The 20,492-nt window shown below is 70.4% G+C and carries 14 protein-coding genes and 1 pseudogene; 9 read left to right on the plus strand and 6 right to left on the minus strand.

Going from position 1 to position 20,492, the window contains the following annotated elements; translation table 11 throughout:
- Positions 1–2: 2 nt before the first annotated feature.
- Entirely contained in the window at positions 3–782 is a 780-nt protein-coding gene (locus ACFY1H_RS14985; RefSeq protein ID WP_366575020.1) for an SDR family NAD(P)-dependent oxidoreductase, read from the minus strand.
- Positions 783–837: 55 nt separating this feature from the next.
- On the opposite strand from ACFY1H_RS14985, the gene ACFY1H_RS14990 reads away from it, so the two are divergent.
- Entirely contained in the window at positions 838–1,401 is a 564-nt protein-coding gene (locus ACFY1H_RS14990; protein WP_366575018.1) for a TetR/AcrR family transcriptional regulator, read from the plus strand.
- Here the strand turns inward: ACFY1H_RS14990 and pip are convergent.
- A complete protein-coding gene (gene pip, locus ACFY1H_RS14995) occupies positions 1,398–2,351 on the minus strand; it encodes a prolyl aminopeptidase (protein WP_366575017.1) in 954 nt (317 codons plus the stop codon). The genes ACFY1H_RS14990 and pip overlap by 4 nt on opposite strands.
- 669 nt (positions 2,352–3,020) lie before the next feature.
- Between pip and ACFY1H_RS15000 the strand changes: the two genes are divergently transcribed.
- Complete coding sequence (locus tag ACFY1H_RS15000; protein WP_366575016.1) at positions 3,021–3,965, plus strand: undecaprenyl-diphosphate phosphatase; 945 nt, start codon at positions 3,021–3,023, stop codon at positions 3,963–3,965.
- A gap of 112 nt (positions 3,966–4,077) precedes the next feature.
- Positions 4,078–4,920 (plus strand): cytochrome c oxidase assembly protein, encoded by an 843-nt coding sequence (locus tag ACFY1H_RS15005; RefSeq protein ID WP_366575914.1) that lies wholly within the window; start codon positions 4,078–4,080, stop codon positions 4,918–4,920.
- 19 nt (positions 4,921–4,939) lie between these two features.
- Here the strand turns inward: ACFY1H_RS15005 and panB are convergent, their stop codons facing one another.
- Positions 4,940–5,818: a 3-methyl-2-oxobutanoate hydroxymethyltransferase gene (gene panB, locus ACFY1H_RS15010; protein ID WP_366575014.1), complete on the minus strand. Its 879-nt coding sequence runs from the start codon at positions 5,816–5,818 to the stop codon at positions 4,940–4,942.
- Positions 5,819–6,069: 251 nt separating this feature from the next.
- On the opposite strand from panB, the gene lysX reads away from it, so the two are divergent.
- The 3 genes from lysX (at position 6,070) to ACFY1H_RS15025 (ending at position 10,609) form a co-directional block, all read left to right on the plus strand.
- Positions 6,070–9,393, plus strand: coding sequence for a bifunctional lysylphosphatidylglycerol synthetase/lysine--tRNA ligase LysX (gene lysX, locus ACFY1H_RS15015; RefSeq protein WP_386946848.1), 3,324 nt, complete (start codon positions 6,070–6,072; stop codon positions 9,391–9,393).
- Positions 9,394–9,464: 71 nt separating this feature from the next.
- Entirely contained in the window at positions 9,465–10,043 is a 579-nt protein-coding gene (locus tag ACFY1H_RS15020) for a hypothetical protein (RefSeq protein WP_366575010.1), read from the plus strand.
- A 32-nt stretch (positions 10,044–10,075) separates the two neighbouring features.
- A complete protein-coding gene (locus tag ACFY1H_RS15025; protein ID WP_366575009.1) occupies positions 10,076–10,609 on the plus strand; it encodes a methylated-DNA--[protein]-cysteine S-methyltransferase in 534 nt (177 codons plus the stop codon).
- On the opposite strand, the gene ACFY1H_RS15030 is transcribed toward ACFY1H_RS15025, so the two are convergent.
- Together ACFY1H_RS15030 and secA2 are read right to left on the minus strand one after the other, a co-directional pair.
- Entirely contained in the window at positions 10,606–12,327 is a 1,722-nt protein-coding gene (locus ACFY1H_RS15030) for an NAD+ synthase (RefSeq protein WP_386946850.1), read from the minus strand. The two genes, ACFY1H_RS15025 and ACFY1H_RS15030, sit on opposite strands and share 4 nt — an antisense overlap.
- 130 nt (positions 12,328–12,457) lie before the next feature.
- Positions 12,458–14,797 (minus strand): accessory Sec system translocase SecA2, encoded by a 2,340-nt coding sequence (gene secA2, locus ACFY1H_RS15035; RefSeq protein ID WP_366575005.1) that lies wholly within the window; start codon positions 14,795–14,797, stop codon positions 12,458–12,460.
- Between the two features lie 160 nt (positions 14,798–14,957).
- Here secA2 and ACFY1H_RS15040 point away from each other — a divergent pair, with 160 nt between their 5' ends.
- The gene (locus tag ACFY1H_RS15040; protein WP_366575913.1) at positions 14,958–16,526 is read left to right on the plus strand and encodes an alpha/beta hydrolase; all 1,569 of its coding nucleotides are present in this window, start codon (positions 14,958–14,960) and stop codon (positions 16,524–16,526) included.
- Between the two features lie 78 nt (positions 16,527–16,604).
- Here ACFY1H_RS15040 and ACFY1H_RS15045 read toward each other — a convergent pair.
- A pseudogene (locus ACFY1H_RS15045) lies at positions 16,605–17,192 on the minus strand (LppX_LprAFG lipoprotein); the annotation flags it as partial.
- Between the two features lie 90 nt (positions 17,193–17,282).
- Here ACFY1H_RS15045 and ACFY1H_RS15050 point away from each other — a divergent pair.
- A complete protein-coding gene (locus ACFY1H_RS15050) occupies positions 17,283–18,563 on the plus strand; it encodes an MFS transporter (protein WP_366575001.1) in 1,281 nt (426 codons plus the stop codon).
- Between the two features lie 76 nt (positions 18,564–18,639).
- Entirely contained in the window at positions 18,640–19,983 is a 1,344-nt protein-coding gene (gene glnA / locus ACFY1H_RS15055; protein WP_366574999.1) for a type I glutamate--ammonia ligase, read from the plus strand.
- Positions 19,984–20,492 lie beyond the last annotated feature (509 nt).

Here is a 20,492-nt window from a genome sequence, read left to right on the forward strand (position 1 = left end):
TCCTAGATCACGGAGCGGATGGTGCCACCGTCCACGCGGAGGGTGGCCCCGCTGACGTAGTCGCCGTACGGGCTCGCCAGGTACGCCACGGCGCCCGCGATCTCCTCGGGCCGGCCGAAGCGGCCGATGTCGTTGGGCACGAAGTCCTGCGCGGCGTTGTTTTCGATCGTGTCCCAGGTCTCGCCCCAGCCGTGCTCCGGCGCGAGGTCCGTGAGCAGCTTCTGCACGGAGTCCACGAGGATCGCGCCGGGTGCGACCACATTGGACGTCACGCCGGTGTCTTTCAGCTCCCGCGCAAGGGAAACCGCGAGGTTGTGGCGGGCGGCGAGCGTCGCGTTGTAGTGGGGGAGCGACGCCATCGGCTGGCCGGACAGACCGCCACCGATCTGGATCACGCGGCCCCAGCCGCGTTCGCGCATGCCGGGCACGAGGTGCCGGATCATGCGAACCGACGAGACCACGTTGACCTCGTACGTCCGCGCCCACTCCTCGGGCTCGGCCTCGGCCCAGCTCAAGTGCTGGTAGGCGCCGGCGTTGTTCACGAGGATGTCGACTTCGCCGGCTTCTTCGGCCACTTTCGCCGCGCCTTCGTCGGTCGCGAGGTCGCCGATCGCCACGGCTTTCGCGCCGATTTCGTCCGCCACCGCACGGGTCCGGGCTTCGTCGCGGCCGTGCACCACGACGTCGGCGCCCTCTTCCGCGAGCAGCCGCGCGATCGCTTCGCCGAGGCCGGAGCTCGAGCCCGTGACGAGTGCGCGGCGGCCGGTCAGGTTGAGTTCCATGGTTCTCCGTTCAGGTCTACGGGTGTAGATTTAGTTTTAGTCTACACTCGTATACATGACTGCACCACGTCGTCGCGACGCCGCCGCGACCCGGGAAGCGATCCTGCGCGCGGGCGTCGAGGCGTTCACGCGCTTCGGCTACGACGGCGTCGGCGTGCGGGAGATCGCGCAGACCGCCGGCGTCACGGCGATGCTCGTGAACCGCTACTTCGGCTCGAAGGAAGGGCTCTTCGCCGAGGTGGTGGAGGTGTCGATGACCGAGCGGACCGTGCTGACCGGCGACCCGGCCACGCTCGCGCGCGACGTCGCGGCTTCGCTGGTGTCCCGGACGTCACCGGACGCCGACAACCTCGACCCGTTCCTGCTCATGCTGCGCTCGGCGCCCAACCCGCGCGCCGCCGAGATCCTGCGCGCGGGCATCGAGAAGCACGTCGAGGCACACATCCTCGACGTCGTCCCCGGCGCGCGCGGGACTGATCGCGCGGCCGTGGCGCTGTCGCTGATCTCGGGCTTCTGGTTGATGCGCAAGGTGATCGGCAGCACCGCTCTGAACGCGACTGACGAGGCTGCGTTGGCCTCGACGTTGGAAGGGCTCTTCCGGCTTCTGCTGGCCGTCTAGCGGAAGTCGTCGGTCGCCTGCCGCAGTGCGGCCAGGGTGCCCGGGTCGTTCACGGCGTGCCCCGCGCCTTCGGTGATGCGCAGGATCGAGCCGGGCCACGCGTGGTGGAGCTCGTACGCGGTGATCGGCGGGCAGACGGCGTCGTAGCGGCCCTGAACGAGCACGCCCGGCACGCCGGCGAGCTTGCCGGCGTCGCGGATCAGCTGCCCGTCCTCGAGCCAGGCGTCGTGGCTGAAGTAGTGCACCGCCAGCCGCGCGAACGTCAGCGCGAACGACGGGTCGGCGTACCGGTTCAGGAACGCCTGCTGCGGCATGAGCGCCACCGTCGCGCCTTCCCAGACGCTCCACGCGATCGCAGCCCGCTCCCGCACGCCGCGGTCGGGGTCGTCGAGCAGCTCGGCGTACCCGGCGAGCGGATCCTTGTGGTGCTCTTCGGGCAGCGGCGCCAGGAAGTCCTCCCATTCGGCCGGGAAGAGGTTCGCCGCGCCGCCGCGGTAGATCCAGTCGAGCTCGCGCTGCCGTGCCGTGAAGATCCCGCGCAGCACCAGCTCCGTCACCTGATCGGGGTAGGTCTGCGCGTACGCCAGCGCGAGCGTCGACCCCCACGACCCGCCGAACACCTGCCAGCGCCGGATGTTCAGCCGCTCCCGCAGCAGCTCCATGTCTGCGACGAGGTGCCACAACGTGTTCGTGCTGAGGTCCACGTCCGGATCCGCGACGCTCGGCGTGCTCCGCCCCGCCCCACGCTGGTCGAACAGGATGATCCGGTACGCGGCGGGGTCGAAATGCCGGCGCGCCATCGGCGCGATCCCGCTCCCGGGCCCCCCGTGCAGCACCACCACCGGCTTGCCCTGCGGGTTCCCCGCCTCCTGGCAGTAGATCCAGTGCCCGTCGCCCACGTCGAGCATCCCATCGGCCAACGGCTGCAGCGGCGGGTAGAGGTCGTCCATACCGATCACTCTGCCGGACCGGCGACCGTCGCGCGGGAGTCGCCGCGCCGTTCAGCCGAAAGGCCGCGAGCCGTCCGGGTGTCGGCCGGCCTGGTGCGCGCGGACGCCGGTTTCGCCTCCGTGCGCGGCCGCCGCCGAAAATGCGGCTGTGTAGTGCGTCACGCGGGAGTCGGGACCGCTTTCCTCCGACGTCGGGCGAAACGGTCGCGGTCCGGGTTCGCAGCGAGGCCGCTTGCACTGTCGCGCGTACCGCCGGCGTCTCGCTGAGCTCAGCGGCACCTGCATCGAGAGAGAAGGTGGAGGCCCGCCCCCGCCGCCGGGCTGAGCGGGCCCCCGTCCGTGTCGCGTCGGTGGCTCACGGGAGACGTGGCCGCGTCGCGATTTCCTTCACCGGGGTGCGGACCTCGGGCGGCGGGTCGCACGGGAAGCGCGTGAAGCTCCGGCTGCTTCCGGCATCCCGTCCTCCTCGCTCGGCTGAGGTTCACACCTTCGTGGTGGGGACCACGCTAAGCCACGGCCCGAACACCAGTCAAGGACATGATTCGTGTTCATGGATGTGAACAAGCACAGGCCGGCTGAGGAGGTTCTTTCGCCCCCTTGCCCCGCGTTTACCCGGTAGTGGGTAGCTTGCGCGAGGAAAGGCCGAACCGACGCGAGAAAGGCTCGAGAATGTCCGCGGTCACGTATGTCGAGTCGATCGTCGTCGGCGCGCTGCAAGGCGTGTCGGAATTGTTTCCCGTGTCCAGCCTCGGGCACAGCATCCTGTTGCCCGCGGTGATCGGCGGATCTTGGCAGCGTGATCTGAGCATCGGTGAGGATTCGCCTTATCTCGCGGTGCTCGTGGCGATGCACGTGGCCACGGCGCTCGCCCTCGTGCTGTTCTTCTGGCGCGACTGGGTGCGCATCATCGGCGGCCTGATCTCCTCGATCCGCCACCGCGAGGTCCGCACGGCCGACCAGCGCCTGGCGTGGCTGCTGATCCTCGCGACGATCCCCGTCGGCATCGCCGGTCTGCTGCTGGAAAGCCTGCTGCGCGACTTCCTCGGCAAGCCCGTGCCGTCGGCCATCTTCCTCATCCTCAACGGCGGCGTGCTCTACGCGGCCGAACGCTTCTCCCGCGCCGCGCCGAAGACCGGGATCTCCGGCAGGACAACGGAAGACACCGTCGACTTCAGCGCCGAAGACACCCTCGTCATGCGCGCGATCACGGTCGAGGAAGCCACCGACGCCCGCCTCTCCAAGCTCAGCGTGAAGGAGGCCGTGCTCATCGGCTCGGCTCAGGTTCTCGCGCTCCTGCCGGGCATCAGCCGCTCCGGCATCACGATGGTCGCGGGCCTGCGCCGCGGCCTCGGCCACCAGGATTCGGCCCGCTTCGCGTGGCTGCTGGCCACCCCGGTGATCCTCGCCGCGGGCGTGCTGAAACTCCCGTCGTTGTTCACGCCGGAGAACAGCCCGTCGCTCGGCCCGGCGCTCGCCGGAAGTCTGGTGGCCGGTATCGCGTCCTACATTTCTGTCCGTTTTCTCACGAAATACTTCGAAACGCGCACCTTGACGCCGTTCGCCATCTACTGCGTCCTCGCCGGAATCGCCAGCCTGCTCGTCTTCAGTTTCTGAGGGCGGTGTCCCGGCCCGATTTCCGGAAGGGGACACTGGCGCTATCGAAACCCCGCTGACCGGCACCACGCTCTTCACGGCCTGGACACTCGACGTCCCGGCCGTGGTCGTCGTGCTCGCCCTCGGCGCGGCCTACGTCGTCGCCGCGCGGAAGCAGGAGACCTGGGCACCCGGCCGGACCACGGCGTTCCTCGCCGGCCTCGCCACGATCGTCCTCGTCACGTGCTCGTTCCTCGGCGTCTACGACACCACGCTGTTCTGGATCCGTGCCACGCAGAACACTGTGCTGCTGATGGTCACGCCGCTGCTGCTGGCCCTCGGCGCGCCGATCACGCTGCTCATGAGCGCCGCGCCGCCCGGGCTGGCGGCGTGGTTGCGCCACCACGGCCGCAGCGCGTTCGCGAAGTTCCTGACGTTCCCGCTCACCGTCACGGTCGTGCTGATCGCGCCCTTCGTGATCATCTACCTGACGCCGCTCTACGGCCTGGCGCTCGACTACCCCGTGGTCGGCGGCCTGGTGCGGGTGTTCCTCATCGCCGCCGGGTTCCTCTACTTCTACAGCCGCGTGGCGCTCGACCCGACCCCGCGCGGCGGCTCACACCTCGTGTCCGTGTGGATCTCGTTCACGGAAGTCGTCTTCGACGGCGCGCTCGGCCTCGTGCTCTGGCTCGGCCCGCTGCTGGCGCCCGCGCACTACGCCACGGCGCACCCCGGCTGGGGCCCGGACCCGCGCACCGACCAGATCATCGGCGCCGGCGTGCTGTGGATCGGCGGCGACGTGGCGGGCCTGCCGTTCGTCGGCGCGCTGTTCGTGCGCTGGGTCCGCGACGACCAGAAGCGCGCCAAGCAGATCGACGAGCGCCTCGACGAGGAAGCCGAATCCGGTGAGGCCCCGACGGGTGGCCTCTGGTGGCAGAACGACCCGGAGCTCGCCGAGCGGTTTCGCCGCCGGTGAGCCCCGGGCCTGGGAAATCTCAGTGGAACGCGTGCTCCGGAGCAGGGAACTCGCCGCGGCGGACGTCCTCGGCGAAGGCCGAGGCCGCGCCCTGCAGCACGTCGGCGAGCTCGGCGTAGCGCTTCACGAACCGCGGCGCCTTGCCCCGGCGCAGCCCGGCCATGTCCTGCCACACCAGCACCTGCGCGTCGCAGTCGGGCCCGGCGCCGATGCCGACCGTCGGGATCTTCAGCTCGTGCGTCACGCGCTTCGCGGCTTCGGCGGGCACCATCTCCATCACCACGGCGAACGCGCCGGCCTCCTGCAGCGCCAGCGCGTCGGCGAGCAGCACGTCTGCCGCTTCACCGCGCCCCTGCACCCGGTAGCCGCCGAGGTTGTGTTCACTCTGCGGGGTGAATCCGATGTGTCCCATCACGGGGATGCCGGCCGACGTCAGCGCCTCGACGTGCGCGGCGAACCGGCGCCCGCCTTCCAGCTTCACGGCGTGGGCGCGACCTTCCTTCATGAACCGCACGGACGTGGCCAGCGCCTGCTCGGGCGAGAGCTGGTAGGAGCCGAACGGCAGGTCGGCCACCACGAGCGCCCGCTTCACCGACCGCGTCACGGCGCGGACCAGGGGCAGCAGCTCGTCGACCGTCACCGGCAGCGAGGTGTCGTAGCCGAACACGTTGTTGGCCGCGGAGTCGCCGACGAGCAGCACCGGGATGCCGGCCTCGTCGAAGATCTGCGCGGTGTACATGTCGTAGGCGGTGAGCATGGGCCACGGCTCGCCGCGTTCCTTCAGCTCACGCAGGTGGTGCACGCGGACCTTGCGCCCGGTCGTCGCGGGTTGCGCGGGCGCGGCGCCTGTTCCGTACGGGGCGGCCACCTCGTCGGATCCGTTCGGGTTGGCAGACATCGTCGTCGACCGTCCTTCCCTCGAGGCCTCGGTGAGGTCCCCGGGTCGTGGAGTCAGAACACGTCAAAGCCTGACATGTCCGTCGGGCCGCCCCAAGGTCGTGCGATGAGCTTCACACGCGCGTGGTGTGCTCCGTCAGGACGATCCCGGCTCAGCCTGCCGGGTGATGACTGGTGTTTGTCCTCAGACAACCATTCGCTGTTCACTGACGTCTCTGCACCAGTCGTGAGGATCACGTGAGAAGGGCACCGATGGGAACCCCAGCGAGCACGCGCACCCGTATCCCGGCCTGGAAGGCCAGGGCGGGCGGCATCGTGGCGACCGTCGTGCAGCTCGCCGCCGTCTTCTCGGTGGTCCTGCTGATCGCCGGCGGCACCCGCGGGCGCCTGCTCAACGGCATCGACATGGCCTTCTCGGCCCTCAGCGTGCCGACGAGCGCGAGCCTCGTGATCGTGCTGCTGCTCGTCGTCCTCGGCGCCGCCCTGCGCCGGCGGAAGAAAGCCGCGCTCTACACGTTGCTGCTCTTCCAGCTCGCCGGCCTGGCCATCACGCTGGCGCTGCAGGCGGTCCTGCTGTGGGCACCCGACCTGCTCACCCTCGGCCCGCGCCAGATCCGGCACATCCCGATGCAGGTCGGCGTGCTGACGATCGCCGACGTCCTGTCGGTGCTGCTGATCTGGCTGCTGCTGGCCCTGCGCCCGGCGTTCCCCGCGCGGCTCGCGCCGGGCGCCTGGCGCGACGGGCTGGCGGTGCTCTTCGGCGGCCTGCTCGTGGTGGTCGCGCTCGGCTGGGCGCTCACCGAGGCGTTCCCCGGCACGCTCGGCGACTCGTGGGAACGCCTGGTCTGGGTGCTCAACCACGCCACCGGCGAGAACCTGCAGCTGCGCAGGATCGGCGTCGGCGAGGGCCCGGCGTGGATCGACGTCGTGCTCGACCTCGGCGCGACCTTCGTGGCCACCGGCGCGCTGTACACGCTCTTCCGCGGCGTCCGGCACCGCCGCCGGCGCACCGACGACGAGGAGCTGGAGCTGCGGCGCCTGCTCGCCGAGTTCGGCGACGACGACTCCCTCGGCTACTTCGCCACGCGCCGCGACAAGAGTGTGGTCTTCTCGCCCAACGGCCGCGCGGCCGTCACCTACCGGGTGCTCGGCGGCACCAGCGTCGCCAGCGCCGACCCGATCGGCGACCCCGACGCGTGGCCCGACGCGGTGCGGGCGTGGCTCGACGAAACCCGTTCGTACGGCTGGATTCCCGGCGTCCTCGGCGCGAGTGAGCGCGGCGCGAAGACCTACGCCGCCGCGGGCCTTCGGGCGTTGGAGATCGGCGACGAAGCCGTGCTCGACGTCCGCGAGTTCTCCCTGACCGGGCCCGAGCGCAAGTCCGTGCGCCAGGCCGTGAAGCGGATCGAACGCGCGGGGTACACCGCGCGCGTCCGCCGGCACGGCGAGATCCCCGACGACGAGATGCAGGGCCTGCTCGCGCGGGCGCAGCAGTGGCGCGGCGCCGAGTCCGAGCGCGGTTTCTCGATGGCGCTGGGCCGCCTCGGCGACGCCAGCGACGCCCGCAGCGTGATGGTGGAGGCCTACGACGGCGAAGGCGAGCTGCGCGGCCTGCTGTCCTTCGTGCCGTGGGGCCGGCGGGGCCTCTCGCTCGACCTGATGCGCCGCGACCGCGCCGCGGAAAACGGCCTGAACGAGTTCATGGTCGCCGAGGTCGTCGCGGCCGCACAGCACCTCGGCGCGCAGCGGATCTCCCTCAACTTCGCCATGTTCCGCGCGGTCTTCGCCGAGGGCGAGCGCATCGGCGCCGGTCCCGTGCTGCGCCTGTGGCGGTCGGTGCTGGGCCTCGCGTCGCGGTTCTTCCAGCTGGAGTCGCTGTACCGGTCCAACGCGAAGTACGGCCCGGACTGGGAGCCGCGCTTCCTCTGCTACTCCTCGGCCCGCCGCCTGCCGCGCGTCGGCATCGTCGCCGGCGCGCTGGAGGGCTTCGTCCCCACGGGCCGCTCGCGCGTGCTGCGGCTCGAGACGGTGAGCGACGAGTTCGTGGCCGAGGTCCGGCGCATCGAGGACGCCGCCGCTCGTGTCGTCCCAAAGGCCGCGCGGCGTCCGGAGCAGGTGCGCGTGCGCGTGGCGAAGCTGGACAAACTACGTGATCTCGGCGTGGACCCCTATCCTGTCGGCTTCAGCCGCGAAGACCTGCTGGGCGACGTCGTGAGCAAGTTCGCCGATCTGCCGGCGGATTCGCGGACCGGGCACCGCGTGCGCGTGGCCGGCCGGGTGCTCGCGCTGCGGACGCTCGGCGGGCTGTGTTTCGCGCGCATCAAGGACTTTTCGGGCGAAGTGCAGCTGATGCTCGACGCGGGAGTGCTCGACCTCGTGGGCTGGCGCACCGGCGTGGACCTCGGTGACCACGTGGGCGTGAGCGGCGAAGTGATCACGTCGCGCCGCGGTGAGCTGTCCGTGCTCGTGGACGAGTGGACGGTCACCGCGAAGTGCCTGCACCCGTTGCCGGACAAGCGAAAGGGCCTCACCGACCCCGAGACGCGCGTGCGCCAGCGCTACCTCGACCTGGCCGTGAACCCGGAGTCCGCGCACATGCTGCGGCTGCGGTCCACGGTGGTCCGCGCCGTGCGCGAGCGGTTGCACCAGGGCGACTACCTCGAGGTCGAGACGCCGATGCTGCAGACCGTCCACGGTGGAGCCAACGCGCGGCCGTTCGTCACGCACATCAACGCCTACGACATGCGCATGTACCTGCGCATCGCGCCGGAGCTCTACCTCAAGCGCCTCTGCGTCGCCGGCGTCGAGCGCGTCTTCGAACTCAACCGCAACTTCCGCAACGAAGGCGTCGACGCCACGCACAACCCCGAGTTCACGATGCTCGAGGCGTACCAGGCCTACGCCGACTACAACTCGATGCGCGACCTCACCCGCGAACTGGTGCAGCACGCGGCCGAAGCCGCCTTCGGCGCGCAGATCGTGCGCCGCCACGACGCCGACGGCCAGGTGACCGAGTACGACATCTCCGGCGACTGGCCGGTGATCCCCGTGCACGAAGCCGTGTCGGCCGCACTGGGCGAGGAGATCGACTCCGGCACCTCCGTGGCCACGCTCCGGCGCCTCTGCGGCGCGGCCGGCGTGCCGGTGGGGGAGGACGCCGGCCACGGTGACCTGGTGCTCAAGGCCCACGAGCACCTCGTCGAGGGCTCGACGGTGCTGCCCACCTTCTACACGGACTACCCCACGGACGTCTCGCCGCTGACCCGCCAGCACCGCCGCGACCCGCTGCTGGCCGAACGCTGGGACCTCATCGCGTTCGGCTCGGAGGTCGGCACCGCGTACACCGAGCTCACGGACCCGATCGAACAGCGCCGCCGCCTGGAAGCCCAGTCGCTGCGCGCCGCGAGCGGCGACGTCGAGGCGATGGAGCTCGACGAAGACTTCCTGCTCGCGCTCGAACACGGCATGCCGCCCACGGGCGGGCTGGGTCTCGGCGTCGACCGCCTGCTGATGATGCTCAGCGGCGCGTCGATCCGGCAGACGGTGCTGTTCCCGTTCGTGCGCCCGCACGCCTGAGGTTCGTTGCGACCAGGGAAAAAGTGACACCTCCGCGCGCAACGTCGCACGGCTTCGCTTAATGTGTGGGCGTGCGTACTGCGCGACTCACCGTGGTCGCCCTGGTCGGGCTCGGGGTGGTGGTCTATTCCGCCTGGCTGCTCGAATTCTTCCTGCCCACCGGCGTTTCGCCGGCCCAGCAGACCGTCGAAGCGTTGCTGCGGGCAGATCCGCTGTTCCGGATCACCACCGGGGTCGCGGGCTTCGCCTTCCTGCTCGCCTGCCCACCGCTGCTGCGCCTGGTGCCGGTGCACTGGACCGGCCGGGTCGCCGCGATCACGCTCGGGTTCTTCGGGCTCGTCCTGGTCGCCGACGCACTGGTGCCGGGCACGACCGCCGCGCAGCTGCTGGAGAACCTCGCGTTCGTGGGGGGCTCGTTCAGCCTCATGTTCTGGTGGCCGCCGCCGTGGCGCGAGTGGGCGATGGCGGGGTTCGCGCTGGTGCTCGTCACGTGGGCGCTGGTCCTCATCGCGTCGCTGCTCGGGCCCGGACACCTGGCCGGCGTGTTCAGCCGCGTGCAGCTCGGGGTGCGGGCCGCGCTGCTGATTTCGGGCGTCGCGTACATCGTCATCCGGCCCCTGCCGCGCTTCGCCTCGCGTCCCGTTCGCTGAGTTTTGTCGGGGGTCGCTCGTACCCTGGGCCGATGAGGTCCGGATTCACCGTTTTCGACACGCCGCTGGGCGCGTGTGGGCTGGCCTGGCGCGAAGGGGTCATCATCGGCACCGCGCTGCCCGGCAGCTCGCCCGCGAGCACCCGGGCGTTCCTGGCCCGGCGGTTCCCCGACGCGGTGGAAGCGGTGCCACCACCCGAGCCGGCCGATGCGATCGAGAAGATCACCGCGCTGCTCTCCGGCGCGCACCACGACCTGCGCGAGATCCCGCTCGACCTCGACTCCGTCCCGGAGTTCAACCGCCGCGCCTACGAGATCGCCCGCGCCATCCCGCCGGGGAAGACCAAGACGTACGGCGACATCGCCCACGAGCTGGGCCTGCCCGGTGCCGCGCAAGCCGTCGGCCAGGCCATGGGCAACAACCCGTTCCCGATCGTCGTGCCGTGTCACCGCGTGCTCGCGGCCGGTGGCAAACACGGCGGCTTCTCGGCCCCGGGTGGCGTCGAGACCAAGCGGCGGATGCTCGTCATCGAGGGTGCGCTGCCCGACGAACCGACGCTTTTCTAGGCTTTGCGCTCCCGCCACGCGTTGGTGATGGGCAGCCGCCGGTCGCGCCCGAACGCCTTGAAGGTGATCTTCGTGCCCGGCGGGTACTGCCGCCGCTTGTACTCCGCGCGGTCGACCATCCGCACGACCCGGTCGATGGTCTCCGGTTCGAATCCGGCGGCGACGAGGTCGGCGTAGCCGCGGTCGCCCTCCACGTAGTCGTCGAGGATGTCGTCGAGCAGCGCGTAGTCCGGCAGTGAGTCGGTGTCCACCTGACCGGGTGCGAGCTCGGCCGAGGGCGGTTTGGTGATCGAGTTCTCCGGGATCGGCGGGGTTTCGCCGCGCTTGGCCGCCTCGTCGTTGCGCCAGCGCGCGAGCTGCCAGACGTGCGTTTTGAACACGTCCTTGATCGGTGCGAACCCGCCCACCGCGTCGCCGTAGATCGTGGAGTAGCCCACGGCCAGCTCGGTCTTGTTGCCGGTGGCGAGCACGAGGTGTCCGTCCAGGTTGGACAGTGCCATGAGGAGCATGCCGCGCGTGCGGGCCTGGATGTTCTCCTCGGCGAGCCCCGTCAGCGCCAGCTGGTCGACGTAGACCTTCACCATGTCCTCGACCGGTTCCACGCGGTAGTGCGCGCCGATGCGGCGCGCCAGGTCCGCGGCGTCGTCCTTGGAGTGCGAGGACGAGTACTTCGACGGCATCGAGACGCCGTACACGTTGTCGCCGCCGAGCGCGTCGGCCGCCAGCGCCGCGCACACGGCGGAGTCGATGCCGCCGGAAAAGCCGAAGGTGACCGACGAGAAGCCGTTCTTGTGCACGTAGTCGCGCAGCCCGGTCACGAGCGCCGACCACACCTCGGCCTCGTCCGAAAGCGGCTCGCTGAGCACCGGATCCGTCAGCGGCGGGTACGCGGGCAGCGGCTCGGCGCTCAGCACCCGCCGGTGGACGTGCAGGCCCGCCAGCGCGCCGTCGCCGGCGTGGCCGCCCGACGTCAGGTCCATGTCCACCACCAGCAGGTGCTCCACGAACTGCGGCGCCCGCGCGAGCAGCTTGCCGTCGGCGCCCACCACGAGCGAGTCGCCGTCGAACACGAGGTCGTCCTGGCCGCCGACCTGGTTCGTGTAGACCAGGGGCGCGCCCGCCTCGGCCGCGCGCCGGGCCACCAGCGGCAGCCGCTGCTCGTCCTTCGACCGCTCGTAGGGCGACGCGTTGGGCGCCACGACCAGGTCGACACCGGCCTTGCCCAGCGCGGAGATCGGGCCGCCGTCCTGCCAGATGTCCTCGCAGATCACCATGCCGATGTCGATGCCGTGCAGCCGCAAAACCTGCAGCTCCGTGCCCGGCTTGAAGTAGCGGTGCTCGTCGAACACGCCGTAGTTGGGCAGATGGTGCTTGTACTGCTTCGCCACGACTTCGCCGCTGAACAGCGCGGCAGCCGCGTCGCGTGGGCCGGCCTCGTCGTGGTCGAGGTAGCCGACGTAGGTGAGCACCTCGCCGCAGCCCGCTTCGGCCAGCCGGCGGGCCAGCTCGTCGAGGGACTTGCGCGACGCCTGCGCGAAAGTGGCCCGGAACGCCAGGTCCTCCACGGGATAACCCGTCTGGGACATCTCCGGGAACACGACCACGTGGGCGCCGGCCTCGGCGGCTCGGCGGGTCCACTCGACCGTCAGCGCGGTGTTGCCGTCGATGTCGCCGACGGTGGGGTTGACCTGGGCCAAGGCGATGCGCAGTTGCGGCATGCGGTCATTCTGACCTGGCTCTGCGCTCCGGACCGAGTGAATGTGGGCCAATCAGCACAGTGAGGCCCGGGTGTGGGCAAAAAAGGAGCCCGGCCACCAACACAGGTGACCGGGCTCCTCAAGAACAAGATCAGGACTTCTTCATCCGCATCATGCTGCGCACCTTCTTCACCGTCTGCTCGAAGTCCGAGTCGAACGGGTTGTCGTGCACCAGGTAGGTCCACGTCGTGTTCGCCCGCCGCACGCCGGCGTCGGCGAGATCGATGCCGTCGTCGGTGATCTCGGCTTCCTCGAGCGTCTTTGAAGCGCGCGCCGCCGACTCCGGGATGATCTTGTGGAACTCCGGGATCGCCGCGCGGTGGAACTCGTCGAGCGGCGTCTCCCGGGCCAGCGCCCGCAGGTGGATGCTCTCGCGCACGTCGGTCAGGTACGCGAGGTGGTCGGACCAGAGCTGGTCGAGGTGGAACAGCACGACCTCGCGCGAAAGCTGCTCGAGCCGCTCGGTGTCGTCGAGCTTCTCCTTCACCTCGGCGAACTTCTCCGGCTGCGCCTTCTCCAGCTCCTCGGCCGCGAACGCCGTGTGCAGCACCTTGTCACGGTGCTCCAGCAGCTCCGTGCGCTGCCGCTCGATCAGCCGCGTGTAGCGCCAGGTGTTGCGGTGGATCTCCAGGTCGACGCCCTCGGCCACGCGCTGGGCGTGGTTGATCTGCCGCAGCGCCGCCGGGTCGGTGATCTCCCCGGTCTCGGTGTCGGCGTCGATGCCCTCGGGGATGTCGGGCGCGTTGGAGAGGACCAGGTCGTCGTTGAGGCTCGCGAAGAAGATCGCGCTGCCCGGGTCGCCCTGGCGGCCGGAGCGGCCACGCAGCTGACCGTCGAGCCGGCTCGACGGGTAGCGCGCGGTGCCGATCACGTGCAGGCCACCCAGCTCGGCGACCTCCTCGCGGCTCGCGCCGTCGGTGCCGCCGAGGCGGATGTCGGTACCGCGGCCGGCCATCTGCGTGGACACGGTGACCGCGCCCTTCTTGCCGGCCTCGGCGATGATCGCGGCCTCTTCGGCGTCGTTGCGCGCGTTGAGCACGACGCACGGCAGGTCGACCTTCGCGAGCTTGTCGGCCAGCTCCTCGGATTCGGCCACGTCCTGGGTGCCCACGAGGATGGGCCGCCCGGTCTCGTGCACCTTCCGGATCTCCTCCTCGATCGCGCGCAGCTTCTGCGACGGCGACCCGAAGATCCGGTCCGGCTGGTCCTCGCGGACGTTGGGGGTGTTCGGCGGGATCACCGCGACCTCGAGGCGGTAGAACTCGCGCAGCTGCTCGGCCACGGCCACGGCCGTACCGGTCATGCCCGCCACCGACGGGTAGCGCGCGAGCAGCGCCTGCACCGTGATCGAGTCGAGGATCTCGCCGCGGTCGGTGGCCGCCACCTGCTCCTTCGCCTCGACAGCGGCCTGCAGGCCGTCCGGCCAGCGCTGCAGCTCGGCGACGCGGCCGCGGGCGGCGTTGATGAGCTGCACCTTGCCGTCGCGCACGAGGTAGTCGACGTCGCGGGTGAGCAGCGCGTGGGCGTGCAGGGCGACGTTCACGGCGGCCAGGCGGTCGGAACCCGTGTCGCCGTAGAGGTCGATGCCGCCGAGCGACTTCTCGACCACGGACGCGCCGGCGGTGGTGAGCCACGCGTTGCGGCCGTCGGTGTCGGTCTCGTAGTGCAGGCCGAGCCGCAGGCGCCGCACGACCGTGGCGACCTCTTCGTCGGCGTCGTTGTGGTCGATCGAGCCGGCCATCACGAGCGGCACGCGGGCCTCGTCGACCAGGACGGAGTCGGCTTCGTCGACGATCGCCACCTCGGGCGCGGGCTGCACCAGGTCGTCGACGTTCGTCACGAGCCGGTCGCGCAGCACGTCGAAGCCGATTTCGGCGACGGCGCCGTAGGTGACCTGCTTGCCGTAGGCGTCCTTGCGCTCGTCGCGCGAGTGCGCGGGCTCGACCCAGCCGACGGTGACCGCGAGCAGGTCATAGACGGGCTTCATCCACTCGGCGTCGCGTCGGGCGAGGTAGTCGTTGACGGTGACGACGTGCACGCGGCTGCCGCGCAGGGCGTACCCGGCGGCCGCCAGCGCACCGGCGAGCGTCTTGCCCTCACCGGTCTCCATCTGCACCACGTGCCCGGTGAGCAGGCCCATCGTGCCGAGGATCTGCACGTCGAACGCGCGCTCACCGAGCGCGCGCCGGGCGGCCTCCCGGCCGAGGGCGCAGGTCTCCACCAGCTGGTCGTCGTTGAACACCTTCGCGCCGCCGAGGTCCTCACGCAGCTTTTCGGCACGTTCGGTGAGCTCGGCGTCCGAGAGCTTCTCGAGCTCGGGTTCGAGCTTCGCGACTGCGGGCAGCAGCGCTTCGTAGCGGGTCAGCTCGACGCTGCCCGGCCGCTGGATGATCCGGCGGAGCCGCTTGCCCACCCGGCTGATCAGTGCCACCCCTGGTCTCCCGTCCTGTCTTGCTCGTGTCTCCGACCGCCACCTCGAATTACCCAACGCGCCGGTGGTGCGTCGGAGTTCCGCCGCCGGATGGCACGATCAAACCGTGCCTCCCCATGCCAGCGCCAGCTCTCGCGCCCTCCGGATCGCCGCTCTCGCGGTGGCCGGCCTGCTCGGCGGCACGCTCGTCGCGTGCTCGTCGAACACCGGCCAGACCGTGCCCTCGCCGACGACCGAATCGCACCCGCCCGTCGGGCCGGTGCCCACGGGGCTCGCGCGCTTCTACGGCCAGAGCATGACCTGGGCCGACTGCGCACCCTACGCGACCTCGGACGACGCGCAGACCGCCTTCCGTCGGTCGGATATCCAGTGCGCTCGGCTGACCGTGCCGCTGGACTATGACAAACCGGACGGACAGACCATCACGCTCGGCGTCCTGCGGCACAAAGCGAGCGAACCGGACGACCGCATCGGCTCGCTGGTGGTCAACCCGGGCGGTCCCGGCGCGTCCGGCATGGTCGCCGCCGCCGGTTTGATCGACCAGGTCAAGAACAACGACCTCGGCAAACGCTTCGACCTCGTCGGCTTCGACCCGCGCGGCATCGGCGCGAGCGAACCGCAGATCCGCTGCCTCACCGACAGCGAACGCGACGCGGACCGCGCCGACGACAGTGAAACCGACGGCACGCCCGCCGGCGTCACGAAGCAGGAGACGCAGGAAAAGGACTTCGCCGCGAAGTGCGCCCAGCGCACGAAACTCGGCGACGACATGCTCGAACACGTCGGCACCCGCGACGTCGCCAAGGACCTGGACGTGCTGCGGTCCGTGCTCGGCGACGAGAAGCTGACCTACCTGGGCTACTCCTACGGCACCCTCCTCGGCTCGACCTACGCCGAGGACTTCCCGCGCAACGTCCGCGCGCTCGTCCTCGACGGCGCCGTCGACCCGACGCAGGACCCGGAAGACTCGCTCGTCGCGCAGGGCCAGGGCTTCGGCGTCGCGTTCGGCGAGTTCGCGAAGTGGTGTGCCGCTCGGCAGGACTGCGCACTCGGCACCAACCCGGCCGGGGCGACGAAGGCGTTCCAGGACCTCACCCGCCCGCTGATCGACTTCCCGGTGCCGGTGGGCGACGGCCGCAAGCTGTCGTACGAGGACGCCACCACCGGCGCCATCCAGGCGCTCTACCAGCAGAACCTCTGGGAGTACCTCAACACGGGCCTCAACGAGCTGCGCAACCAGCGCGGCGCCACGCTCGAGCAGCTCGCCGACATCTACAACGAGCGCGGCCCCGACGGCCGCTACGGCACCACACAGGACGCCTTCACCGCCATTCGCTGCGTCGACGACCCGCGCGTCACCGACCCGAAGGCGATCCTCGACGCGCAGCAGAAGTACGAGCAGGTGGCGCCGTTCCTCGACGACGGCCGCCCGGCCAGCTCCGCGCGTGACGCCTGCGCCTTCTGGCCGGTGCCGAACACCATGACGCCGCACGAACCGCAGGTCGAAGGACTGCCGAAGACGCTCACCATCTCCACGACCAACGACCCGGCCACGCCCTACCAGGCAGGCGTGAACCTCGCGAAGGCGCTGAAGGGCGCGTTGCTCACCTTCGAGGGCACGCAGCACACGGCGTTCCTGCAGGGCAACGCGTGCGTGGACAAGGCGGGCATCGCGTACCTCGTCGACGGCACGGTGCCGGCCGACGGGACGCGTTGCGCGGGTAGCTGAGTCAGCCGGCGGAGTCGGCACGGGCTGGTTCTCGTTCGAGAGCGTGACCTCGAACATCACCGGGCTGTCCTTCTCCGTCGGGGGCGGGACCTGCAGCCAGAACCGGGCGAACCGCCGCGGCTCGGCGGCCGTGACCCACACCTTCACGTTCACGTCCGAGTGAATCTGGGGGAGCAGCCGCGTCGCCACCTTCGCGGGCAGTACCCCGCCGACGCGGTAGGTGTCGAGGCCGTGCACGGGCTCGCGCGTCTCGGTCTGCGGGTTGCCGAGTGAGCTGAGCATCCGCGCCAGGCCGCCGTCGGGGCCGAGGAAGTCTCCGACGGTGAACGTCGCCGGGCCCGACCAGGTCGCGCCGGTGCTGTCGTGCGTGGTGGCGTGGGTCCCGTCGAGGACGAAGGAGAGCTTCCGGTCGCTCGTCGCGTTCTCCAGCTCGGCGGTGCCGGCCGCGTGGCCGCCGTCGTCGAGCGTCGCGTCGCCGTCGACGGTGCTCAAGGGCAGGCCGGGCAGTACGCCGTTCACGACCACGGAAAAGTGCAGGCTGCGCACGCCGGCGAAGTTCGCTCCGGCCGCGCCGAGCAGGTCACCGGCCGGGGGCAGCGAGGGCGCTGTGCACCCGCCGACGAGTCCGAGGAGCAGCAGCGCCGGCAGGAAGCGTCGGCAGCGCATGGCGGTGAGACTACCCGTGGCCCGATCCTTTCGGACGGTGTCCTTCAAGCCACTGTCGAGGACGCCGAAGACGAATCAGACTCATCACCCGTGACCGTCGAGACCCGCACCGCGCCCCGCGTCCACCGAGCCTGGTTCGTGGCCGCGGCCGCGTTCATCGCCCTGCTGGCCGCGGCCGGGTTCCGGGCCGCGCCGAGCGTGCTGATCGACCCGCTGCACGAGGAGTTCGGCTGGTCCCGCGCGACCATCGGCCTGGCGGTTTCCGTCAACCTCGTGCTTTACGGCCTCTTCGCCCCCTTCGCCGCGGCGCTCATGGAACGTTTCGGTATCCGGCGTGTTGCCGCGACCGCCTTGTTCGTGGTCGCGCTCGGTGCGGGCGGCACGGTGTTCATGAGCACGAGCTGGGAGCTCATCCTGTGCTGGGGCGTGCTCGTCGGCGCCGGCACGGGCTCGATGGCCATGAGCTTCGCCGCGACCGTCACCACGCGCTGGTTCGTGCGCCACCGCGGCGCCGTGACCGGCATCCTCACCGCGGCCGGCTCGACGGGTCAGCTCGTGTTCCTGCCTGTGGTCGCCACGCTGGCCGTGAACGACGGCTGGCGCACGGCGTCGCTGGTCATCGCCATCGCGGCGCTCGCGGTGGTCCCCGTCGTGCTGCTCGTGGTGCGCGACCACCCGGCCGACCTCGGGGCGGTCGCGTTCGGCGCGCCCGAGGGCACGGAGGTGGCCCACCCGGACGTCAAACGCGGCTCGGCGGGCCGGGCGATCCGCGTGCTGTTCCAGGCCATGCGCTCCCGCTCGTTCTGGCTGCTGGCCATCGGCTTCGCGATCTGCGGGGCGACCACGAACGGCCTGGTCGGCACCCACTTCGTGCCGGCCGCGCACGACCACGGCATGCCGCAGACCACCGCGGCGAACCTGCTCGCGCTCGTCGGCGTGTTCGACGTGGTGGGGACCGTCGTGTCGGGCTGGCTCACCGACCGGGTCGACCCGCGCATCCTGCTCGGCGTGTACTACGCCCTGCGGGGGCTCTCGCTCGCGTTGCTGCCGCAGCTGTTCACCGACTCCGTGCAGCCCAGCATGTGGGCGTTCATCCTTTTCTACGGTCTCGACTGGGTCGCCACGGTCCCGCCGACGGTCGCGCTCTGCATCCGCTCCTTCGGCGAGGCCGGCCCGATCGTGTTCGGCTGGGTCTTCGCGTGCCACCAGCTGGGCGCCGCGTTCGCGGCGTCGGCGGCCGGAGCCGTGCGCGACCAGCTGGGCGACTACGCCCTGGCCTGGTACGTGGCGGCGGGCCTCGCGGTGATCGCCTCGATCGCGTCGGTGTCGATCACCCGATCCGGGAAACGCGAGCTCACGTTCGTGGCCTGAGGTGAGTTCGCGCATTGTGGACACTTCCGGCGCGTCGCGAAACATGTCGTTAACACGCCGTCGTTAGGGTGCGGCCATGGATCGCCAGCAGGAATTCGTGCTCCGGACGTTGGAAGAGCGCGACATCCGTTTCGTCCGGCTCTGGTTCACCGATGTGCTGGGGTTCCTCAAGTCCGTCGCGGTCGCGCCGGCCGAGCTCGAGGGCGCGTTCAGCGAGGGGATCGGCTTCGACGGCTCCGCCATCGAGGGCTTCGCCCGCGTCTACGAGTCGGACATGGTCGCGAAGCCGGACCCGTCGACGTTCCAGGTGCTCCCGTGGGAGACACCGGACGGCGGCCCGTACTCCGCGCGCATGTTCTGCGACATCGCGATGCCCGACGGCTCGCCCTCGTGGGCCGACCCGCGGCACGTGCTGCGTCGCCAGCTCTCGAAGGCCGGCGAAGCGGGCTTCACGTGCTATGTGCACCCGGAGATCGAGTTCTTCCTCCTCGCCACCCTGCCCGACGACGGCAGCGAACCCGAGCCGGCCGACAACGGCGGGTACTTCGACCAGGCCAGCCACGCCACGGCCACGCACTTCCGCCGCCACGCCATCGAGACGCTCGAGGCGATGGGCATCTCCGTCGAGTTCAGCCACCATGAGGGAGCGCCGGGCCAGCAGGAGATCGACCTGCGGTACGCCGACGCCCTCACCATGGCCGACAACGTGATGACGTTCCGGTACGTCGTCAAGGAGGTCGCGCTGACGCAGGGCGTGCGCGCGACGTTCATGCCGAAGCCGTTCACGGACCAGCCCGGCTCGGGGATGCACACCCACGTGAGCCTGTTCGAGGGCGACCGCAACGCGTTCTACGACGCGGAGGACCCGTACGAGCTGTCCGCGACGGGGAAGGCCTTCGTCGCCGGGCTGCTGCACCACGCCAAGGAGATCTCGGCGGTCACCAACCAGTGGGTGAACTCGTACAAACGCCTGATCAGCGGCAGTGAAGCGCCGACGACGGTGTCGTGGGGCCGGGCCAATCGCTCGGCGTTGGTGCGCGTGCCGATGTACTCGCCCGGCAAGGCGTCGTCGCGGCGGGTGGAGATCCGCACGCTGGATTCGGCGTGCAACCCGTACCTGGCGTACTCGGTGATCCTCGCCGCCGGCCTCAAGGGGATCGAAAAGGGCTACGAGCTGCCGCCGCCCGCGGAGGACAACATCTGGCAGCTGTCGGAGTCGGAGCGTCGTGCCGCGGGGTACGCGCAGCTGCCGCAGAACCTCGGGGAGGCGCTCGCGGAGATGGAGCGCTCCGAGCTGCTGCCCGACGCGCTGGGGGAGCACGTCTACGACTTCTTCCTCCGGAACAAGCACGCCGAGTGGGACAACTACCGGAGTGCGGTGACGCCGTACGAGCTGAGGACCCTGCTGCCGGTCCTCTGACCCCGCGGACCGTTCGAATCCGGCTCCCTCGCCCTGCCTTCGCGGCGGGTGGGGGAGCCGGTTCGCGTTCCGGGCCGGCGAGCCGTTGCGGTCGGTGACCGTCGCGCGGGGTCGAATCGGCCCCTGACCTGCGGCAATGTCGTTAAGTGACCCCCCTGTTTTCGGGCCGTTGCGGGGCATGTAATCTTCTCTTCGTCGCCAGGAACACCGGGCCGGCGGGGCCGAAAGCCCCAAGGGAACGGGGCGCCAGGGCCGAGCGGGTTGACACCGCGAAACGGACCAGGTAATGTTCAGCGTCGGCCCACGAGCGGCCGCCGACTCTCTGCGAGTTACCTTGCAGGCATCGGCATGCTCGACCAAAAAGCTTGAAACAACGCGGTGATCTGGTTTGCCTGCTGGGTGGGCTGGGTTGCGGTGTGTTGCTTGAGAACTCAACAGTGTGCTAGTGAACTAAGCCAGTAGAGCTTATATGAAACCCCCTCGTCGGGGTTTCCTTTGAGAAAACTAGA

It is taken from the genome of Amycolatopsis sp. NPDC001319, from assembly GCF_042896185.1.
In the GTDB taxonomy this organism is placed as follows: Bacteria; Actinomycetota; Actinomycetes; order Mycobacteriales; family Pseudonocardiaceae; genus Amycolatopsis.